Below are 16,891 nucleotides of genomic sequence, written 5' to 3' on the forward strand. Positions count from 1 at the left end.
TTTTGACACTAGCAACTCGGCCGCCAAATCGCAACGATGGCAAGGAAGATGACAAGGAAGACGACGGGGAGTTACGCCGATGCCGAACCGGCCCATGACGCAGGACGATCCGCTCGAGGATTTCGAGCGCCGCGACATCGCGCTCGATGGCGTCAGCAAGGCCGTCCATGTCGCTGGCGTTGGTCCCGCTGTTATCGTGATGGCGGAGATGCCGGGCATCAGCCCGCACGTCGCCCGCTTCGCCCGCTGGGTTCGCGATGCCGGGTTCACCGTCTACATGCCGTCGCTGTTCGGCCGCGACGGCGCAATTGCCGGTGCGGGGGAGGGCGCCGCGGTGTTTCAGCGCGCCTGCGTGAGCGCCGAGTTTCGTGCGATGGCCGCCAATCAATCCAGTCCCATGACGCAGTGGCTGCGCTCGCTCGCACGATTTGCCCACCGCGAATGCGGCGGTCCCGGCGTCGGCGCCATCGGAATGTGTTTTACGGGGAATTTTGCGCTCACCATGATGCTGGAGCCGTCGATGCTGGCGCCGGTGCTGTCGCAGCCGTCATTGCCGCTGAACGATCCTGATGGCATCGAGATCGCGCCTGACGAGGTCAAGGCGGTCCGCGCGCGGCTGGAGCGCGAGGACCTGACCGTGCTGGCCTATCGCTTCGCCGGCGACAAATTCTGCATGGCGCAACGTTTCGCGGCCTATGCCGAGGCGCTCGGTGATCATTTTGTCGGGCGGGTGCTTCCTGACAGCGCGGCCAACCGCGATGTTCCGCCGTTCTTCCAGACCTTCGTGACGACGCCGCACAGCGTCGTCACCGCGCATCTGATCGACGAGGCCGGTCAGCCGACGATCGCGGCGCGCGATGAGATCTTGGCATTCTTCAAACGGAGGCTGTCAGCCGCGAAGGGATGAACGTCGGCCGCGTCAGGATTCGCCGCTCAGTCCTGCCGCGATCGCGCGATAGCCGCGCAGCCACATGTGATCGAGATCGAGGTCCAGCGGCAGCGGCTGCGAGGAGACCCGCGCGATCACCATTTCGTTGGCCGGATCGATATAGATCCACTGGCCATGGATGCCGACTGCGGCGAACGGCGTTTCGCCGCGTTCGATCGTGTACCATTTGCTGCGGTAATTCCCGTTCGGGAACACTTTTGTGAGGTCGCCGCGCGACCACGCTTCGGCATTGCCGTTGCGCCTGATGTCGTCGATCCACCAGTTCGGCACCACCTGACGGCCGTTGCTGACGCCGTGATTGCGCATCATCTCGCCGAACCGGGTGAGGTCGCGCAAGGTCGCGCAGATGCCGCCGGCAACGCGCGCGGCGCCGTGGGAATCGACCGCGATGTAGGCGTCGTGCTCGGCGCCCATCGGCTGCCAGAGATATTGCGACAGGATTTTGGCGTAGGAGATGCCGCAGGCCCGCTCATAGACCCAGCCGAGCACGTCGGTGTTGGTCGAGACGTAGTGGAAGGTGTGGCCGTGCGGCGTGCCATTTGGCCGCAACGTCTTGAGATAGTCGCGCAGATTGGTTGCGGGAACGCTGGGATCCGGCGGCTCCCAACCGGTCGAGCGCCGGTAGTTCATGACGTCGCCGTCGCGTGCCATGTAGTCCTCGTCGAAGCGGATGCCGACGCTCATGTCGAGCAAATGCCGTACCGTGCAGCCGCCGCCATAGACCGATCCCTCCATCTCCGGGATGTAGCTCACGACAGGCGCGTCGGGATCGAGTTTGCCGAGATCGGCCAGGATGCCGCCGAGCGTGCCGGCGACCGACTTGCTGACCGAGAAGATCAAATGCGGCGTCTCAGGCGTCAGGCCGTGGGCATACCATTCGGACACGATCCGTCCGCGATGCGACACCACGATGCCGTCGGTATGGCTGGTGCGCAGCGCTTCGGCGACACTGACGGTCTCGCCGCGTGGATTCGCAAAGCTGATATCCTCGAGATAGCCTGGCGCAAAGGACAGCGGTGCTGGCTCCGGCGCCCGCGCGATGTTCGCGGTGGGTAGCAATTCGCGCACGTTGCGGAAGGCCCACTCGCTGAAGGGATGCTGGCGCCAGTTGGCGAGCGTGACTTGTTCGTTGGCCGCCGGAGGGAAGGCGGCCATGATGCGACGTGAATTCATTCGTGTTCCAGCCAAGGCGTTTGGGAGACGGATCAAAATCCAGTACGCGCCGCACGGCGCGCAATCAACCGGATGGTGGAGGTGGGCTGCGGGTACCTTCGGCGTAACCATTTTGGAATTGTGCGACGTCAGGTTCTGGCCCGTAAATTGCTTGACTACGCCGGGCGTCTGCCCCAGCGTGCGGGGCCATATGCGGCGCGCAGACGTCCGCCATCGGGGAACATCGAGAGGGCAGGTCATGATTGCGCTTTTGGGCCGCTCGGATCCGGCGACCACGCAGGCCATCCACTTCGCGAGGGGGATTCTCGAAGGCTCGGCGACCGCGTTTTACGAGGTCGATGGCAGCCTCAATCTCAACCGCTTTGTGCTCTCGAGCAATGTCCCGCCGAGTTTCCACGACCAGTACCTGGCTGGCATGAACCGGCTCGATCCCTTGCACCCGCGCTCGGCGACCAATCAGCCGATTGCCCGGCTGAGCGCCGCGCTCGACCAATGCGCCACGGCGGAGGCGGCCATGTACCGCAGCTTCGCCGGCCAATGCGGCGTCGCCGACATGATCGAGTTCTTCTTCCGCCGTAATGACCGGATCGTGGCCGGGATGAGCGTGCTGTGGTCGCCGGGGTGCAAGGTTCCCGACGGCAGCATGAACATTGCCGAGAAGATCCATGACTATCTCGAGTTCAACCTGACCAGCCGCCTGTCGCCGGCGGTCGACGAACCGCCGCGCTATGGCCTCACCGCGCGTGAGGTGGAGGTCGTCGAGTTGTTGTGCTGCGGCCGGACCAACCGCGAGATCGGCGAGTGCCTCAGCATTGGTCTTGCCACCGTGAAGACGCACCTGATCCACATCTTCGAAAAGCTCGGCGTCGAGACGCGCTCTGCCGTCGTGGCGCTGATGTCGCGGCCGCACTGAGGCGGTAGGTCTTTCCAGTCATTGCGAGCGAAGCGAAGCAATCCATCGGCCCGCGTATGCGGGACGATGGATTGCTTCGTCGCTTTCGCTTCTCGCAATCACGGTGGAATTTCCACCATTTGGTTGATTGCCGCCGCCACTGCAGGAGTCCGAGAATCCCAAAAATCGGTGTCGTCTTCGACAATGTTGGCGAGCGGCTGCCGCTGACATTGAAGGATACTGCATGCGTAATTTCATGGCTATCGGCCGCTCGGTGGCGGTTGCGGAAAAAGGCATGACCGCAACCTCGCATCCGCAGGCGACGCTCGCCGCGGTCGAGATGCTGAAGGCCGGCGGCAACGCCGTCGACGCCGCCATTGCTGCGGAGGCGGTGCAGGGCGTCGTCGAACCGCAGATGACCGGGATCGGCGGCGACTGCTTTGCGTTGGTTTCGCCGAAGGCTGGCGACCCGATCGCGCTGAACGGTTCGGGCCGCACGCCCGCCGGGACCGATGTGGCCAAATATGCTGGCGGCCGGGGGCGCGACATTCCGCCGACTGCGCCCGAAGCGGTCACTGTACCAGGCGCGATCGATGCCTGGTGCCGGCTCGCCGCCGATCACGGCAGCAAATCACTCGCGGAAATCTTTCGGCCGGCGATCACGGCCGCCGAGCAGGGCTTTTGCATCACGCCGCGCGTCGCCGAGGATTGGCACCGCTTCCGCGCACGGATCGAGATCGACGCCAATGCCAAGGCGCAATTCTTGCCCGGCAGCGTGGCGCCTGCGGTCGGCGACATCCGCACGCAGCCGGCGCTGGGCGTAACGCTGCGCAGGATTGCGCAGGACGGCCGCGACGCCTTTTACGCGGGCGAGACAGCCGACGAGATGGTCGGCATCCTCCGCGGCCTGGGCGGCGCGCACGCACTGGATGATTTTGCGGCGCAGACCTCGGACTATGTGCGCCCGATCTCCGCGCGCTATCATGATCACGACGTGGTCGAATGTCCGCCGAACGGGCAGGGCCTCGCCGCTCTGATAATCCTGCGCACATTGGCCGGCTTCGACGTCGTCGGCGCGCTGTCGCAGGCCGACCGCATCCATCTGCTCGCCGAGGCGACCAAGGCAGCCTACCGCGCGCGCGACGCCTTCTTCTGCGATCCCGCGACCAGCGATGTGGATCCCGCTGCGTTCCTTGCCGAGGACTATATCGGGATGATCCGTGGGCGGATCGACATGAGCCGCGCGTCGGAGCCCGCAGCCTGGGACGATATCGAGCGTCGCGACACCGTCTACGTCACCGTGGTCGATCGCGACCTCAACGCGGTCTCGCTGATCAACTCGCTGTTCTATCCATTCGGCAGCGGCATCTATGCGCCGAAATCGGGTGTGCTGCTGCACAATCGCGGCTGGAGCTTTCGCAGCCGACCCGGCCACGTCAATTCGCTCGGGCCGCGCAAGCGCCCGATGCACACGATCATCCCGGGCCTGTTGCGCAAGGACGGCAGGACCGTGATGTCGTTCGGCGTGATGGGCGGGCATTACCAGGCGGCGGGCCACGCCAATCTGCTGTCGAACATTTTCGATGTGAAGATGGACATCCAGGCTGCGGCCGAGGCGCCACGCTCCTTTGCGTTCGACGGCGTACTGTCGCTGGAGACGACGACTCCATCCGCGATCCGCGACGATTTGCGCGCGCGGGGACACGATGCGCGATCCTCCGAAGAGCCGATCGGCGGCTGCCAGGCGATCCGCATCGATCACGCCCGCGGCGTGCTATTCGGCGCCTCCGACCACCGCAAGGACGGGCCGGCGTTGGGCTTTTGAGATGCGGCCTGCCGTTCGCGTTGCGATGGCGAAGCATCATCCACCGGACGGTTGATTGCCCGTAAACCCGACATGCCGAACCTTTGTCTGAATATGCCGGCCTCGTCCGTGGTTCCGTGACGTGCGCCCGGCACCGTGCGCAAGGACGGTGCGCTTCGAGGCCCTCCCAGCGGGACGTTGATGCCGATGGACAAGACTTTCGCCGATACGATTTTCCGCAACGGCCGGATTTATACGTCGAACCGGCAGCAGCCCTGGGCCGCGAGCGCGGCCGTCAAGGCCGGCCGGTTCGTGGCGGTCGGCGAGGAGCGCGACGTCGCGCCGCTGATCGGCGAGGGTACCGTCACGATCGATCTCGGCGGGCGGATGGCGATGCCTGGTATCGTCGACATCCACAACCACATCATGATGGGCGGGCAGGCCGATCTCTACGAGCTGCGCTTCTCGTCCAGCGACAGCATTGCGAAGATTGCGGAAACCATCCACAAGGCGGCCTCAGCCGCCGCGCCGGGTGCCTGGATTGTCGGCGGCCAGTTCGGCAACAATCTGCTCGGTGATCTCAACACCGCGGAATCCTGCGCGCTGCTCGATGCGGCAAGCCTCGACCATCCCGTGGTGCTGCGCGACGACAGCTATCACAACCGCTGGGCCAGCTCGGCGGCGCTGCTGCTCGCCGGTGTGCAGGCCGATTCGCCAAACCCGACCGACGGCGAGATTGGCCGCGACCTCAAGAGCGGCACACTGACCGGGATCATGATCGAGGCCGCATCGGGCCTCGTCGAGCGGGCGCTCGCGGCCTCCGGGCACTACACCGCCCAGATGGACCGCGCGGCGGTGGCGCGTTCGATCTCGCTACTGAACACCTATGGCGTCACCGCCTTCATCGACGCTGCCAGTATGCAGCCGATCATGGCGGCGCTGAAGGGGCTCGACGATCGCGGAGAGCTCACCGCGTGGGCGGTCTGCGCGATGCCGGTGGTCGAGCCCGGCTTCATGTTCGGCAAGGCTGGCGAGGAGCTGTTTGCGCTGCGCGAGCAGTATCGCGGCGCCCATGTGAAGCCGGATTATGTAAAAGTGTTCCTCGATGGCGTCCCCGGCGCCAAGACCGCGGCGTTCCACGAGCCGTATCTGGCCGATCCCGTGCGCGGCTGCTGCTTCCGCGGCTCGACCATGCTGACGGTGCCGGACTTGATCCGCTGGCTCGGGCGCTGCGAGAAGCTCGGGCTCGCCGCAAAAATCCATTGCGCCGGCGATGCCGCGGTGACGCAGGCGCTTGACGCGATCGACGTCGTCCGCAGCTTCAACGGCCCGACCGATCTGGTCCACCAGATCGCGCATGCGAGCTATATCACGCCCGACGACATCCCGCGCTTCGCCGAGCTCGGCGTCGCCGCCGATCTGTCGCCGATCATCTGGTATCCGACCATTTTCCTCGAGGCGCACAAGGCTGCGATGGGCGACGAGCGCGCGCAGCGCTTCTGGCCGAACAAGGACCTGAAAGACGCCGGCGCGCTGATGGCCGGCGGCTCGGACTGGCCGGTGATCCCGATCCCGGATCCTTGGCAGGGCATCGAGGGCATGGTGACGCGGCAAAATCCGACCGGCGATTTTCCCGGCAAGTCGCTGTGGGCCGAGCAGGCGCTCGACCTCGCCACCGTGATCGACATCTACACCATCGATGCTGCGCGCGCTGCCGGGCTCGGTCAGACTGTCGGCTCGATCGAGGTCGGCAAATCGGCCGATTTGATCGTGCTCGACCAGATGATCTTCGACATCCCCGCGGACCAGCTCGCCGACACACGGGTCGAGATGACCTTCTTCGCCGGCCGCAAGGTCTACGAGCGGGGATGAACGATGGACGCAGCGGATCATATCCCGGTCACGGTTCTCACCGGCTTCCTCGGCAGCGGCAAGACCACGGTGCTGAACCATCTGTTGCGCCAGCCGGAGCTCAACGGCGTTGTCGCCATCATCAATGAATTCGGCGAAGTGGCGCTCGATCATCTGCTGGTCGAGAGCAGCGAGGACCGCCTGGCGCTGCTCGACAATGGCTGTATCTGCTGCTCGGTGCGCGAGGATTTGATCGAGACGCTTGCCAATCTCGCCTCGCGCCGCGCCGCGGGCACCATTCCGCCGTTTCACCGCGTGCTGGTCGAAACCACGGGCCTCGCCGATCCCGTGCCGGTGCTGCACACGCTGATGACGGCGCCTGATATTGTCGACCGCTACCGGATCGATGGCGTGGTCGCGACCGTCGATGCGGTCAACGGCGCGCACACGCTTGATGCGCACGCGGAGGCGGTCAGGCAGATCGCGGTCGCCGACCGGCTGCTGGTGACCAAGACCGACCTTGCCTCCGACGATGCACTGGCGCGGCTCGATGCGCGGCTGGCCGCGATCAACCCGATTGCGTTTCGCGGCCATGTCCGGAACGGCGCCGTCGATCCGGCAAAAGTGCTCGACGCCGGACTGTTCGATCCGGCGGCGCGATCCGCGGACGTCGTGCGCTGGTTCGAGACGGCGTCGCAGGCCGCGAACGCGCCCCATGATCACGCGCATCATCATTGCGAAGACCAGCACTGCGATCACCACGGCCATCACGCGCACGATACGGGCGTGTTGTCGTCCTACAGCCTGATTATCGATGAGCCGATCCAGGGTGAAGCGTTCGCGCGCTGGCTCGAGTATGTCGCGGCACTCAGGGGCGAGGACCTGCTGCGCTTCAAGGCAATTGTGAACATCGCGGAGCAGCCTGACGCGCCAATGGTGGTGCATGGCGTGCAGCACGTCTTCCATCCGCCGATCACGCTTGCCGGCTGGCCGTCCGCGGACCGCCGCTCGCGGCTCGTTTTCATCGTGCGCGGCATCCCGCGCGACATCATCGAAAACACGCTCTGCAAATTCGCGGCCGTCAGCCGCACAGCAATCCAGCGATCAGCCGCATGACCTGCGGCCGGGTGATTCCATCAGGGTTATTGAGGGAGAGGGACATGACTGAGACCAGGAACATCGAGACGCCTTCCAGCCGGCTCAACCGGCGCACATTGCTGAAAGCAGCCGGCGCCACCGGGCTTGCGTCCGCGATGAACGTGCCGCTGGTCAACATCGCGCGCGCGGCCGGCACCACGGTCAAGATCGGCTGGGTCGGATGCCTCTCGGGCGTTCGCGCACCATTCGCCGAGCCGGACACCTGGATCCACGAGCGGATCAAGGCCCATCTCAAGGACGGGCTGAAGATCGGCGGCAAGACCTACCAGGTCGAGCTCGTGTTCAAGGACAATCAGTCCGATCCGAATCGCTCGTCGGTGGTCGCGAGCGAGCTGGTGCTGCGCGAGAAATGCGACCTGATCCTGATCGAGGACGGCGACGCGCAGGCGCCGGTGCAGGAGCTGTCCGACGCCCGCGGCATCCCTTCGATCTCGACCATGGTGCCATGGCAGGGCTGGATGTTTCCGCGCAAGTCGACGCCGGACAAGGGTTTCCCCTACAGCTACCATTTCTTCTGGGGCGCCGACGACGTCGTGAAGAACTTCATGGGCATGTGGCAGTCGGTCGAGACCAACAAGAAGGTCGGCACATTCTATATCGACAATCCCGCGGGCCAGGCGTTCTCCGACCCGAAGGTCGGGCTGCCCGGTGGCATTGCGCAGGCGGGTTATCAGGAACTCTCCGCCGGCAAGTTCCAGATCGCGACCGACGATTTCACCAACCAGGTGTCGTCGTTCAAGAGCAACGGCGTCGATATCGTCTCCGGCTTTGCCTATGGCAATCACTGGGTGACGCTGTGGAACCAGGCGGCGCAGGCCGGCTTCAAGCCGCAGATCTGCACGGTCGCGGCGGCGTTCCTGTTCCCGAGCGCGGTGAATGCGCTCGGCGATCGCGGCGACGGCATGTCGACCGAAGTGTGGTGGACGCCGGCCTATCCGTTCAAATCGTCGCTGACCGGGCAGAGCGCTGCCGAGCTTGCCGCGGAATGGGAGAAGACCACGGGCAAGCAATGGACCCAGCCGATCGGCTATGCTCATGCGCTGTGGGAGGTCGCGATCGCGGCGCTCCAAAACAGCGATCCGAAGGACAAGAACTCGTTGCGCGACGCCATCGCGGGCCTCGACATGGAGACAGTGGTCGGGCCGGTGAAGTTCAAGGGGACGCCGATCAAGAATGTCGCGGTGACATCGCTGGCGGGCGGACAGTGGCGCAAGGCCAAGGGAGGCAAGTCGAAATACGAGCTCTTGATCGTCCATAACGGCACAGCGCCGTTCATCCCCAAGCAGGCCGATCTCGCGCTGCTCTCCAAGCTGAGCTGAGATGGCACCGCTGCTGCGCGTCAACGGACTGTCCAAGCGCTTCGGCGAAATCGTCGTCGCCGACGCCGTCAGCTTCGATCTGGCGCGCGGAGAGTGCCTCGGCGTGATCGGTCCGAACGGCGCGGGCAAGAGCTCGCTGTTGAACCTGATCGTCGGCCTCGTCACGGCCGACGGCGGTTCGATCATGCTCGACGGCGAGGAGATATCAAGCCTGCCGCCGCATCGCCGTGCCCGCATGGGCCTCGGACGGGCGTTCCAGATCCCGCAGCCGTTCCCGCATCTGTCGGTCTACGAGAACGCGCTGGTGGCGGCATCCTACGGCGCGGGCTTGCATGGTGAGGCGGCGTCCTCCTGGACCATGGAGGTGCTGCAGCGGACCGGGCTCGAGGCCAAGGCAGACAAGCTTGCCGGCGCGTTGCCACTGATCGACCGCAAGCGGCTCGAATTCGCCAAGGCGCTGGCCTCGAAGCCCGCGCTGATTCTGCTCGATGAGATCGCCGCAGGGCTGACCGAGCCGGAGGTCGAACGCCTGGTTGCGATCATCCGGACGGTCAAGACGGATCACGCGATCATCTGGATCGAGCACATTCCGCACGCGCTACGGGCGGTGTCGGATCGTATCCTCGTGCTCAATTTCGGCCGCAAGGTCCTGGAGGGACCGCCGGCCGATGTCATGGACAGCGCCGTGGTGCGCGAAATCTACATGGGATTGAAGGCCGATGGCGTTGCTTGACGTAACTGGCCTGCAGATCTTCTACGGCGACCTCCAGGCCGTCTTCGACATGAATTTCACCGTCGGAAACGGCGAGGCGGTGGCGCTGGTCGGCGCCAACGGCGCGGGCAAATCCACCTTCCTGAAGGCGCTCGTCGGGTTGAACGAGGAGCGGTCGGGGACGGTGCATTTCGACGGCATCGACATCTCGCGCATGCCGGCCGAAGAGGTGTCGCGGCTCGGCCTCATCATGGTGCCGGAGGGGCGACTATTGTTCGACTCGCTGACCGTCGAGGAAAACCTGCTGATGGGCACCGTCAACCGGCGCTCCGGAAGCTGGACGTTGCGGCGCGTGTTCGACCTGTTTCCGATTCTCGGGGAGAGGCGGCGGATGGTGCCCGGGCAGCTCTCCGGCGGCCAGCAGCAGATGGCCGCGATCGGCCGCGCCCTGATGTCGAATCCGCGCCTTTTGCTATGCGACGAGATTTCGCTCGGGCTCGCCCCTGTCGTGGTCGAGCAGATCTATCGCTCGTTTGCGGATATTCGCGGCGAGGGCACTGCCGTGGTGCTGGTGGAGCAGGACGTCAAGCGTGCGCTCGCCGCATGTGAGCGAGTGTATTGCCTGCTGAAGGGTCGGGTCTCGCTGACCGGGCCGGCGCGCGAGATGCAACCCGAGCAACTGACACATGCCTATTTCGGCAATTAGCCAACACGGACCGGTGAGACATGATCTGGGTTGAGACGTTGATCAACGGAGCCTTGCTGGGCGGGCTCTATGCCCTGCTTGGCATTGGCCTGACGCTGGTGTTCGGCGTCGTGCGCGTTGTCAACATCGCGCATGGCGAATTCATGGTGCTGAGCGCGTTCTGCGCGGTATTGCTGGCCAATCTGTTTCCGTCGGTGCCGCCGCTGTTGATGATGATCCCGGTGATTGCCTTGTCCTTTGCGGTCGGATGGATCTATCAGGCCGTCGTCGTCAACCGCGTCATCAAGTCGCCCGATCCACTCGCGCCGCTGCTGCTGACTTTCGGCGTCTCGGTGATCCTGCGCAATGTGATGGTCGAAATGTTTGGCGCCGACGTGCGCAGCCTTCAGGTCGGCGAACTCTCTCGCGCCAGCCTTGAGATTGCCGGACTGAACATCGGCATCATGCCGTTGCTCACGCTGGTGCTGGCGGCGCTGCTGTTCATGGCGCTGCAGCTCATCTTGCGTCATACCGAATTCGGACGGATCGTGCGGGCGACCGCCGACCGACGCGACATCGTCCGGCTGTCCGGGGTCAAGCCCGACCGGGTCTACAATTATGTCATGGGCCTGTCGCTCGCGCTCGGTGCGATCGGCGGCGTGCTGCTGGCAGTGCGGTCGAGCTTCACGCCGTTCTCAGGTGCGGAGCGGCTGTTGATCGCGTTCGAGGTCGTCGTGCTCGGCGGCCTCGGCTCGTTCTGGGGCGCGCTGCTCGGCGGCATTGCGCTCGGCATGGCTCAGCTGATCGGGCTGAAGATCGATCCCAATGCCGGATTGCTCTATGCGCATTTGCTGTTCTTCATCATGTTGCTGATCAGGCCGTCCGGTCTGGTGTCGAGCAAGGTATGACGCCGATGCCGACACGGACGATCCTCGCAGCATCCGGCCTGGTTCTGGCAGCCGTGATAGCCGGCGCCCCCTTCGTGCTGAACGAGGGCATTTTGCGGCTCGCGACGGAATGCCTGCTGCTGCTCACGATGGCGCAGATGTGGAATTTGCTGGCGGGCTATGCCGGCCTGGTCTCGCTCGGCCACCAGGTCTTCATCGCATTCGGCGCCTATGCGCTGTTCCTGACCTCGGGCTGGCTCGAGGTCACCCCGATCTGGGTGCTGCCGGTGGCGCCGGTCGTTGCCGCTGTCGTCGCCGCCATCATCGCGGTTCCGCTGTTCCGGCTGCGCGAGGCCTATTTCTCGATCGCGATGTGGGTGTTCGCCGAGATCATTGGCGCGTTCACGATGAAGTCGCAGGCCGTCGGTGGCACGTCGGGGTTGCCGCTGCCAACCGGCAAGCTGATCGATTTCGACTGGTTCGAAACGACCATGTTCTGGCTGGCCGGCGCCTTGACGCTCGGAACCATCGCGGCGCTGTACAAACTGATGATTTCGAGCTTCGGGCTCGGGCTGATGAGCGTGCGCGACAATGATCTGGCCGCGATGAGCGTCGGCGTCGATGTCCGGCGCAACCGCTTCGTCGCCTTCGTGCTGTCGGCGGCGGGATGTGGGCTGGCCGGTGCGCTCAGCTTCATGGGCAATCTTTTCATCGCGCCGCTCGCGGCGTTCGACGTCAACTGGTCAGTCTACATGATGTTCATCGTTATCATCGGCGGCATCGGCACGCTCGAAGGTCCGATCCTCGGCGTCATCATCTTCTTCGGCCTGCGCGAGCTGATGACCGGACCGCTCGGGCTCTCCGGCGGCTGGTACCTGGTCGGGCTCGGCGTCATCGCGGTCATCGTCATGATGGTGGCTCCGCGGGGCATCTGGCCGGCACTGCGCGATCGCCTCGGCATCCGCCTGCTCGACGTGCAGCGTACCTCGCCGCGTCCAGCCGTAGTCTTGCCGAGCGCATCGGAGCAGATTGCGGGATAGGCGGGGGCTAGGCGAGGGGCTTCTTGGCGCCACCTTTGCCTGTATGCTCGCGGCAACAGCTTGAGGAGTTGGCGGAATGGCTCTGGTATACCGACGTGGCGGATGGGCGTTGACCGGTTTGGTCGTCGCGGCGCTGGCTGCGCCGTTACCGGCGCGGGCCGAGCACCGGATGTGGCCGCATGTGGCGGCAATGCACCCAATGGATGGGCTGACTGCGGACGAAATCAATTCCGTCACGGATATCCTCCGTAGTGCCGGGAAGTTCGATGGCACGACGCGCGTCGTCTCGATGGCGCTGGACGAGGACCCCAAGGACGAGGTGCGGGCGTGGCAGCCTGGACAACCGTTCGCGCGGCGTGCGGTTGCGACGCTGCTTAGCGATCAGCATCTCTACGAGGCGCGGATTGATCTCGCCGCACGCAGCTTGCTTGGCTGGAACGAGGTCAAGGACAGGCAGGCCGCACTGACGATCGACGAACTGATATCGGCGGGCGACCTTCCGAAGCAGGACTCGCGCTGGATCGCCGCGATGGCCAAGCGAGGCATCACCGATTTCAGCAATGTTGTGTGCCTGCCGCTGACGGTTGGCCCGGTGACCGATCCGACGTTGCAAGGGCATCGCCTGCTCAACGTTCCCTGCCTCGACGCGTCGGGAGCGGCCAACAATCTGTGGGGAAAACCGATCGAGAACCTGATGGCACAGGTGGACCTTACGACCAAATCGGTGCTGTCGGTGACCGATCTCGGCGTGGTGCCGCCGCCGCCATCGACGCCGTCACACGCCTATGGCGATTCAGGGAAATATCGCAAGCCGCCGAAGCCGATCGAGATCTCGGCGCCGCAAGGCAGCAATGTCAAGGTGGAGGGTGGGCAGGTGCACTGGGACAATTGGTCGTTCCATGTGCGCCTCGAGCCGCGCCTCGGCGCGGTGTTGTCGCTGATCCGCTACGACGACCATGGCACGCTGCGCGACATTGCCTACCAGATGTCGGCGAGCGAGATGTTCGTGCCCTACATGGATCCGGCACTGACCTGGTCGTTCCGCGCCTATATGGACATCGGCGAATACGGCTTTGGCGTGCTGTCTAGCGAGTTGCGGCCCGGCGAGGATTGCCCGGATGGCGCGCATTACCTCGATCTGACGATCTCGGACACCAAGGGCATGCCGGCCGCTTCCAAGGGCGCGGTGTGCATTTTCGAGCGCCCCACCGGCGATCCGATCTGGCGTCACAGCGAGCTGTTCAACAACACGTCAGAGGTACGGCCGAACAATGAGCTGGTGGTGCGGATGGCGCCGGTGGTTGGCAATTACGACTACCTCGTCGACTATGTGTTTGACCGCGCCGGAAACATCGACGTGCGACTCGGCGCTTACGGGATCGACGCCACCAAGGGCGTGGCGAGTCGGACCCTGAGCGATCCGACGGCCGCGCAGGATACCGCCTACGGCACGCTGGTCGACGAGCGGCTGCTGGCGGTTAACCACGATCACTACATGACGTTCCGGATCGACATGGATGTCGACGGCGCCTCGAACCGGCTGGTCGAGGATCGCTTCAGCGTTCGCCGGATCGATGAGGGCCAGCGCAAGAGCCTCTGGCAAATTGAGACGAGCCCGGTCGCGACCGAAGGGCCGATCACCATGCCGCTGAACGCGGCCCAGTTCAGGGTCGAGAGCACCGATAAAACCAACAAGCAGGGTTATCGCACCAGCTACCAGTTGATGCCCGGCCATTCCGACGTCTCGCTGCTCGCCAAGGACGATCCGATCCAGTTGCGCGCCGGCTTCAGCGCCTACACGCTGTGGGCCTCGGCCTACGCGAGAGACGAGAAATACGCCGCCGGCCTCTATCCCAACGAAAATGCCGAGGTCGATGGCCTGCTGAGATGGACCGCCGCTAGGCGGTCGATCGAGGATCGCGATCTCGTGTTGTGGTACACAGTCGGTTTCCGTCACGTGCCGCGCGCCGAGGATTGGCCGGTGATGCCGGGCCTTTGGCACGGTTTTCGATTGCGCCCGTTCAACTTCTTCGATCGCAATCCGGCGCTGGACGTGCCGCCGGTGGTCGATGCCAAGGGCGCGAAATGATCCGCTGCGCGTATCGATTCGGTGCGGTGGCCTGCGCGCTGCTGCCGCTGCTGGCGACGTTGCCGGTTGCGCACGGCGCGACGGCTTCGCCCGATGTCAGTGAGGACACGTCCTTGCTCTATCTGAGCCCTGCGGATTGGGAGAAGCAGCCGGCGCCGCGCAAGATTGCGCTCGCGGCCGACTTTATGCGGATATTTTGCACCGACCAGACCATGACGCCGGCGTCGCTGGCCGACTGTCTCGACCGCGACAAGGCCAATGGGGCGCTGTTCGAGCGCGCCATCGCCTGTGCGAGCGCGATTTCAGCCGGCCGCTGAGAGGCCGGCATCGATGCCTTCGGCGATCCTGGTCACATCGGCTGCGGTGAGGATCAGCGGCGGCGACAGGATGATGGTGTTACCGGAGACCCGCAGCATCACGCCGGCCTCGTAGGCGGCGTCGGCGACTTTGGCCATCGTCTTCTTGTCCGCCGGCTTCTTGCTGTCGCGATCGGCCACCAGCTCGAGCGCGGCCATCAGCCCCTTGCTCCTGACGTCGCCGACCAGCGGATGGCTGGCCTTGAGCTGCTCGAGCGCACCGGCGAGATCGATGCCGCGTGCGGCGGCGTTTTCGTCGAGCTTGAGACGGCGCGTCTCGGCCAGCGCCGCCAGGCCCGCGGCACAGCCGACCGGATGCCCCGAATAAGTGTAGCCATGGCCGATCGACCCGAAGGACGTCGTGTCGGTCTCAAAAGATTCCGCAACGGATTCACCGATCAGCGTCGCGCCGAGCGGGAAATAGCCTGAGGTGATTGCTTTCGCCATCGTCATCATGTCGGGCTTCACGCCCCAGAGACGCGAGCCCGACCATGCGCCGGTGCGGCCAAACCCGGTCACGACCTCGTCCGCTATCATCAGGATGCCGTGGCGGTCGCAGATCTCGCGCGCCAGTCTCATGAAATTGTCCGGCGGCACGATCACGCCGCCGGCGCCCAGCACCGGCTCCATGATGAAGGCGGCGATGGTGTCACCGCCCTGGAACGCGATCTCGTCCTCCATCGCCGCCGCGCAGAGCTGCGCGAGTTTTGTAGCATCGGTCTCGTTGAAGGGATTGCGGTAGGTCGAGGGCGCGGGGATGTGGAACACGCCCGGCAGCAGCGGCTCGTAGTTGCGACGAAAGTTGGCGTTGCCATTGACCGAGGCGCCGCCGAAATGGGTGCCGTGATAACCCTTCTTCAGCGACAGGAATTTGGTGCGGTCGGCCTGGCCCTTGATCTTCCAGTATTGCCGCGCGAGCCGCAGCGCGGTCTCGACCGAGTCGGAACCACCCGAGGTGAAGAAGGCGCGGACCATGCCTTCCGGCTTGAACCATTCGGTGAGCTCATAGGCGAGCTCGATCGACGGGCCGGTCGAGGTGCCGCGAAAGCTGGAATAATAGGGTAATGCGCTGAGCTGGTCCGCGATCGCCTTCTTGATGGGATCGCAGCTATAGCCGAGATTGACGTTCCAGAGGCCGCCGACCGCATCGATCACGGTGTTGCCGTCGATATCGGTGACGTGGACGCCTTCGCCCTTCATCACGATCCGCGGCGGCTGCGCCCGCATCTCGGCGGGATGGGCCATCGGATGCCAGATCGGCTTGGCATTGTTCTCGATCAGGAAATTTCTGTCGCGCATGATGGTTCTCTATCGGCTCAGTCGAATTGCAGTCCGAAATGGTGCAAGGCCTCGCGGTACGACGCGGCGGGCGTCCGCACGTCGAACAGCACCGTCCGCATGTCGCATGCGACCGCGCCCGCAATGTTGCGGCGCTGGTCATCGACGAAGACACAATCCTGCGGCTCCAACGACAGCGCGTCGAACACGCTCTGATAGGCGCGCGGATCGGGCTTCAGGATTCCGGTATGGGTCGCGTCCACGATCGTCTCAAAGCGCGCGAGCACCGGAAGGCGGGCGCGGAAATCCGCGCCGTAAAACAAATCGAGCTCGTTTGAGAGGATCGCGAGCCTGACGCCGGCATCGGCCGCGATCCGGATCGCGCGTTCCGCCTCGGGACGGATCACCGTGTCAGGATTGGCGCCGCGCGCGCGCTTCACGAAGGTCTCCATGTCGCGCCAGTCTTCGCCGAGCATGCGGCCGACCTCGCGGCTCCGCGTCAGCCAGTAATCGCGCTCGGAAATCTCGCCGCGCTGCATGGACGTCCAGAGCGGGTCGCTGTCGGGCGCGAACGGGCCGAGCCATTTCAGTGTGCGGGGGGCGAGGTCGAGCGCGCGTTCGGTCAGATCGTGGGTCTCGAACAAGGTTTTCGAGATGACCCCGCCGAAATCGAGCACGAGTGCCTGGGCCATCGATGT

The 16,891-nt window shown here is 64.7% G+C and carries 15 protein-coding genes; 12 read left to right on the top strand and 3 right to left on the bottom strand.

The features are described from left to right. Positions 1-79: 79 nt before the first annotated feature. Positions 80-907, top strand: a complete 828-nt coding sequence (locus UP10_RS30610; RefSeq protein WP_044590931.1) for a dienelactone hydrolase family protein — start codon at positions 80-82, stop codon at positions 905-907. Between the two features lie 12 nt (positions 908-919). Here UP10_RS30610 and UP10_RS30615 read toward each other — a convergent pair whose 3' ends face one another. Further along, a complete protein-coding gene (locus UP10_RS30615) occupies positions 920-2,122 on the bottom strand; it encodes a serine hydrolase domain-containing protein (RefSeq protein WP_044590932.1) in 1,203 nt (400 codons plus the stop codon). 238 nt (positions 2,123-2,360) lie between these two features. Here UP10_RS30615 and UP10_RS30620 point away from each other — a divergent pair, with 238 nt between their 5' ends. From UP10_RS30620 to UP10_RS30670, 11 genes are all read left to right on the top strand, one after another. Continuing rightward, complete coding sequence (locus tag UP10_RS30620; protein ID WP_044590933.1) at positions 2,361-3,035, top strand: helix-turn-helix transcriptional regulator; 675 nt, start codon at positions 2,361-2,363, stop codon at positions 3,033-3,035. 223 nt (positions 3,036-3,258) lie between these two features. After that, positions 3,259-4,839: a gamma-glutamyltransferase family protein gene (locus UP10_RS30625; protein ID WP_044590934.1), complete on the top strand. Its 1,581-nt coding sequence runs from the start codon at positions 3,259-3,261 to the stop codon at positions 4,837-4,839. A 186-nt stretch (positions 4,840-5,025) separates the two neighbouring features. Then, complete coding sequence (locus UP10_RS30630; protein ID WP_044591020.1) at positions 5,026-6,690, top strand: amidohydrolase; 1,665 nt, start codon at positions 5,026-5,028, stop codon at positions 6,688-6,690. A 3-nt stretch (positions 6,691-6,693) separates the two neighbouring features. After that, entirely contained in the window at positions 6,694-7,785 is a 1,092-nt protein-coding gene (locus tag UP10_RS30635) for a CobW family GTP-binding protein (protein WP_044590935.1), read from the top strand. A 44-nt stretch (positions 7,786-7,829) separates the two neighbouring features. Beyond that, the gene (locus UP10_RS30640) at positions 7,830-9,146 is read left to right on the top strand and encodes an ABC transporter substrate-binding protein (protein WP_044590936.1); all 1,317 of its coding nucleotides are present in this window, start codon (positions 7,830-7,832) and stop codon (positions 9,144-9,146) included. Between the two features lies 1 nt (position 9,147). Next, on the top strand, positions 9,148-9,879 hold the full coding sequence (locus tag UP10_RS30645) for an ABC transporter ATP-binding protein (protein ID WP_044590937.1): 732 nt from the start codon (positions 9,148-9,150) through the stop codon (positions 9,877-9,879). Next, positions 9,866-10,564 (top strand): ABC transporter ATP-binding protein, encoded by a 699-nt coding sequence (locus tag UP10_RS30650; protein ID WP_044590938.1) that lies wholly within the window; start codon positions 9,866-9,868, stop codon positions 10,562-10,564. The genes UP10_RS30645 and UP10_RS30650 overlap by 14 nt, the downstream gene beginning before the upstream one ends. A gap of 20 nt (positions 10,565-10,584) precedes the next feature. Further along, positions 10,585-11,451: a branched-chain amino acid ABC transporter permease gene (locus UP10_RS30655; RefSeq protein WP_044590939.1), complete on the top strand. Its 867-nt coding sequence runs from the start codon at positions 10,585-10,587 to the stop codon at positions 11,449-11,451. Further along, positions 11,448-12,470: a branched-chain amino acid ABC transporter permease gene (locus UP10_RS30660; RefSeq protein WP_044590940.1), complete on the top strand. Its 1,023-nt coding sequence runs from the start codon at positions 11,448-11,450 to the stop codon at positions 12,468-12,470. Before UP10_RS30655 ends, UP10_RS30660 begins: the two co-directional genes overlap by 4 nt. Positions 12,471-12,546: 76 nt before the next feature. Then, complete coding sequence (locus UP10_RS30665) at positions 12,547-14,559, top strand: copper amine oxidase (protein WP_082077317.1); 2,013 nt, start codon at positions 12,547-12,549, stop codon at positions 14,557-14,559. Beyond that, the gene (locus UP10_RS30670; protein ID WP_044590941.1) at positions 14,556-14,876 is read left to right on the top strand and encodes a hypothetical protein; all 321 of its coding nucleotides are present in this window, start codon (positions 14,556-14,558) and stop codon (positions 14,874-14,876) included. Before UP10_RS30665 ends, UP10_RS30670 begins: the two co-directional genes overlap by 4 nt. Here UP10_RS30670 and UP10_RS30675 read toward each other — a convergent pair. Continuing rightward, positions 14,862-16,214: an aminotransferase class III-fold pyridoxal phosphate-dependent enzyme gene (locus tag UP10_RS30675; RefSeq protein WP_044590942.1), complete on the bottom strand. Its 1,353-nt coding sequence runs from the start codon at positions 16,212-16,214 to the stop codon at positions 14,862-14,864. The two genes, UP10_RS30670 and UP10_RS30675, sit on opposite strands and share 15 nt — an antisense overlap. A 17-nt stretch (positions 16,215-16,231) precedes the next feature. Further along, positions 16,232-16,885, bottom strand: a complete 654-nt coding sequence (locus UP10_RS30680) for an HAD family hydrolase (RefSeq protein WP_044590943.1) — start codon at positions 16,883-16,885, stop codon at positions 16,232-16,234. Between the last annotated feature and the right edge of the window lie 6 nt (positions 16,886-16,891).

Origin of the sequence: Bradyrhizobium sp. LTSPM299 (assembly GCF_000938235.1) — a bacterium.
In the GTDB taxonomy this organism is placed as follows: Bacteria; Pseudomonadota; Alphaproteobacteria; order Rhizobiales; family Xanthobacteraceae; genus Bradyrhizobium.